The organism is uncultured Pseudacidovorax sp., assembly GCF_913773995.1.
Taxonomy (GTDB): Bacteria; Pseudomonadota; Gammaproteobacteria; order Burkholderiales; family Burkholderiaceae_C; genus Xenophilus.
In genome coordinates this window covers 1-3,701 of record NZ_CAJYES010000148.1, presented here as the reverse complement: position 1 = coordinate 3,701, position 3,701 = coordinate 1, and the positions used below count along the sequence as shown (strand labels likewise).

Sequence of the window (3,701 nt, the reverse complement as noted above, 5' to 3'; positions counted from 1 at the left end):
GTCACCGCCTCTGGGGCCTGCTGCCCGGCCGGACCGTGATGCAGCCGCGGCTGGCGGGCCTGGGCTCGCAATGGCTGGCCTTCGACGGCGGCCTGCTGCGCGGCCACACCTTTCATTACTCGCGCTGCGAGACGGCACTGGCGCCCCTGGTGCGCAGCGCGCGGCCGGGCACCGAGCCCAAGGCAGACGCCGGCGAGGCGCTGTATGCGCAGGGCCCGGTGCGGGCCAGCTACTTCCACGCCTGGTTCCCCTCCGACCCCGTGGCTGCGGCCCGCCTCTTCGACGGCCGGCCCCTGCTGCGAACATCGGCCTCCTGATGAACGACCACGCCCACGAATTCATCCTCGGCGGCCAGAAGAGCGGCAAGTCGCGCCGCGCCGAGTCCCGGGCGGCCGGATGGCTCGCTGGCGCGCCCGGCCGCCGCGCCGTGCTCATCGCCACGGCCCAGGCCTGGGACGCCGAGATGACCCAGCGCATCGCCCGCCATCGCCAGGAACGGGCTGAGCGCGTGCCGGGCCTGGAGACGGTGGAAGAGCCGCTGCGCCTGCCCGAGCTGGTCGGCGCGCTGAGCCGCCCGGACACGCTGCTGGTGGTCGACTGCCTGACGCTGTGGCTGACCAATCTGCTGATGCCTCCCGAGCTGGACCCGCAGCGCGCCGCGCTGCCCGACTGGCGCACCGAGGCCCTGCTGCTGGTCGAGGCGCTGTCGCGCGCCCCGGGTCCCGTGGTGCTGGTGGGCAACGAGATCGGGCTGGGCGTGATCCCGCTGGGCGAAGAGACCCGCGCCTTCGTCGACGCGCTGGGCCAGCTCAACCAGCATGTGGCGGCCGCCTGCGACCGCGTGACGCTGATGGTGGCGGGTCTGCCGCTCGTCGTGAAGGGCGGGCGATGAACGCCTGCGCCGCGCCTGCCGGTGCGTCCGTCGCCTGCCGAACCGAGGAGACATCCGTGAAGCTTCCCCAAAGCCTGCCCTCCCGCTTGGCGCGTCTGCATGCCAGGGCAGGGCGCCTGGTGGCGATGCTGCGCGCCGGCCGCGGTCCATGGCTGGCCGCGCTGCTGCTCGCCGCTGCGCTGCCGGCCCTGCATGCCGCCCCCGTCGAGGTGATCGACGAGCGCGGTGCCACCGTGCGGCTGCCCCAGCCGCCGCAGCGCATCGTGACGCTGCTGCCTTCGCTCACCGAAACCGTGTGCGTGCTCGGAGCCTGCGACCGGCTGGTGGGGGTCGACCGCTATTCCAACTGGCCGGCGCCGGTGCGCAAGCTGCCCCAGGTCGGCGGCGGCATCGACCCCAACGTCGAGGCCGTCGTGGCCCTCAAGCCCGATCTGGTGCTGCTGGCCAAGTCCTCCCGCGTGGTGGACCGGCTGGAGGCCCTGGGCCTGAAGGTCGCGGTGCTGGAGCCCAAGACCCAGGCCGACGTCGAGCGCGTGATGGCCAAGGTCGGCACGCTGCTGGCCCAACCGGGCGCGCCCGCGCTGTGGCAGCGCCTGCAGGGCGAGCTGGACGCCGCCGCGCAGACCGTGCCGGCCGCGCGCCGCGGCCAGCGCGTGTACTTCGAAGTCAACAACGGCCCCTACGCGGCGGGCGAGAGCTCCTTCATGGGCGAGACGCTGGCCCGCCTGGGCGCCCGCAACATCGTGCCGGCGGCGATGGGGCCCTTTCCCAAGCTCAACCCGGAGTTCGTCGTTCGCGCCGACCCCGACCTGATCATGGTCAGCGTGCGCAGCGGCGCCGGCATGGAGCAGCGGCCGGGCTGGGCGGGCATCCGCGCCGTGCGCGACGGCCGCATCTGCCGCTTCAGCGCCACGCAGGCCGACGTGCTGGTGCGCCCCGGCCCGCGCATGGGCGAGGCCGCGCGCCTGATGGCCGACTGCCTGTCCGGCCGGCCCCTGGCCGAGTGATGGCCCTCCACCTTCAGCAGGGCCGCCGCGCCCGGGTGCTCACGCTGGCCTTGCTGCTGGCGGCGGTGCTGCTGGGCGCGCTCGGCGCGGCCGTGGGCAGCACCGGCGTCGAACGCCTGTGGCAGCTGGCCGACGACCCCATCGCCTGGCAGATCGTGCGCGACATCCGGCTGCCACGCACCACTGGTGCCTGGCTGGCCGGCGCATTGCTGGGGCTGGCGGGTGCCGTGGCGCAGGGCCTGTTCCGCAACCCGCTGGCCGACCCCTGGCTGCTGGGCAGCGCCTCGGGCGCCGGCCTGGGCGTGGCCCTGGCGCTGGGCGCCATCGGGGGCTCGCCCGCCGCGGCCGCCTGGGGCGTGCGGCTGGGTCTCACCGGTGCGGCCTTCGCGGGCGCCGTGGCGGCCGTGCTGCTCACCCTGACCCTGGCCCGCGGCGCCCAGCACACCCTGCGCCTGTTGCTGGCCGGCGTGATCGTGGGCATGGTGCTGGGCGCCATCAAGGACCTGTTCACCCTGTCCTCGGCCGACATCCTGCAGGCGCTTGTCGTCTTCATGCTGGGCAACACCGCGCTGGTGGGCTGGAATGCCTGCGCCATCATGGCCGTTGCGATGGTGGGATGCCTGATCGCGGCGCGGCTGCTGGCGCCGGTGCTCGACGGCCTGGCGTTGGGCGAAGCCACCGCCGCCAGCCTGGGCCTGCCGCTGCCGGCCATGCGCGCCGCGCTGGTGGCGGTGCTGTCGCTGGCCACCGGCGCCGCGGTGGCGCAGACCGGGCTGATCGCCTTCGTCGGCCTGGCGGCGCCGCACCTGGTGCGCTCGATCGTCAAGACCACCCATGCGGGGCTGCTAATGCTGTCGGCCTTCATGGGTGGCGCGCTACTGATGGCGGCCGATCTGCTGGCGCGGTGGCTGATCGCGCCGCAGGAGCTGCCGGTGGGCGTGCTCACTGCCGTGCTGGGCGGGGGGTACCTGCTGTTCCTGATGCACAAGCGCTCGCGCGGAGGTGGACGGTGAACGCCGGGCTCGCCGTCACCATGCACGCCCGCGCGCAAGGCGCATCGACCCGAGCCGCGGCCGGCCTGGCAGACCGTGCCGCAGCGGACGACACACCCGTGCTGGAGGCGCGGAGCCTGGATGTCCGGCTCGGCGATGCGCCGGTCGTTCACGGTGTGACGCTGCGCCTGCAGGCGGGCCGCTGGACCAGCATCGTCGGCCCCAACGGTGCCGGCAAATCCACACTGCTCAAGGCCCTGGCCGGCCTGCTGGCGCCCGCGAACGGCGAGGTTTTGCTCGATGGCCGGCCGCTCTCGGAATGGCCGCACCGCACCCGTGCCCGACGGCTGGCGTGGCTGGCGCAGGGCGGCGCGGCCGACCCGGCCGCCGACGACATCACGGCCTACGACGTCGCCATGCTCGGCCGCCTGCCGCACCAGCGCTGGCTGGCCGCGCCGTCCGATGCCGACCATGCGGCCGTCGAGCGCGCGCTGCGCCAGACCCAGGCCTGGGTCTGGCGTGCCCGTGCGCTGTCGCAGCTTTCCGGCGGCGAGCGGCAGCGTGTGCTGCTCGCCCGCGCGCTGGCCGTGGAAGCGGGCGTGCTGATGATGGACGAGCCCCTGGCCAACCTCGACCCGCCGCACCAGGCCGACTGCCTGGCGCTGTCTCGCAGCCTGGCCGCCGCCGGCCACACCGTGGTCACCGTGCTGCACGAGTTGCACGCTGCGCTGCTGGCCGACGACCTGATGGTCATGGCAGGCGGGCGCCTTCTGCACCACGGCCCCTGCGCCGACCCCGCCACCCATGCCG

Annotated in this window: 4 protein-coding genes and 1 pseudogene; all 5 read left to right on the top strand. The window is 74.5% G+C overall.

Annotated elements, in window-relative coordinates:
- Positions 1-317: pseudogene (locus QZ772_RS13795) on the top strand (cobyrinic acid a,c-diamide synthase); the annotation flags it as partial.
- Positions 317-892, top strand: a complete 576-nt coding sequence (locus QZ772_RS13790) for a bifunctional adenosylcobinamide kinase/adenosylcobinamide-phosphate guanylyltransferase (protein ID WP_295527182.1) — start codon at positions 317-319, stop codon at positions 890-892. The pseudogene QZ772_RS13795 and the gene QZ772_RS13790, both read left to right, overlap by 1 nt.
- Before the next feature lie 125 nt (positions 893-1,017).
- Entirely contained in the window at positions 1,018-1,899 is an 882-nt protein-coding gene (locus QZ772_RS13785; protein WP_295527184.1) for an ABC transporter substrate-binding protein, read from the top strand.
- Entirely contained in the window at positions 1,899-2,912 is a 1,014-nt protein-coding gene (locus QZ772_RS13780; protein ID WP_295527180.1) for an iron ABC transporter permease, read from the top strand. Before QZ772_RS13785 ends, QZ772_RS13780 begins: the two co-directional genes overlap by 1 nt.
- The coding region (locus QZ772_RS13775) for an ABC transporter ATP-binding protein (protein WP_295527177.1) at positions 2,909-3,701 on the top strand (793 nt) is incomplete at its 3' end. The genes QZ772_RS13780 and QZ772_RS13775, both read left to right, overlap by 4 nt.

Bases quoted from the DNA above. Each gene is read 5' to 3' on its own strand.
- QZ772_RS13790 (WP_295527182.1), top strand. From the start codon at position 317: ATGAACGACCACGCCCACGAATTCATCCTCGGCGGCCAGAAGAGCGGC.
- QZ772_RS13780 (WP_295527180.1), top strand. From the start codon at position 1,899: ATGGCCCTCCACCTTCAGCAGGGCCGCCGCGCCCGGGTGCTCACGCTG.
- QZ772_RS13785 (WP_295527184.1), top strand. From the start codon at position 1,018: ATGCTGCGCGCCGGCCGCGGTCCATGGCTGGCCGCGCTGCTGCTCGCC.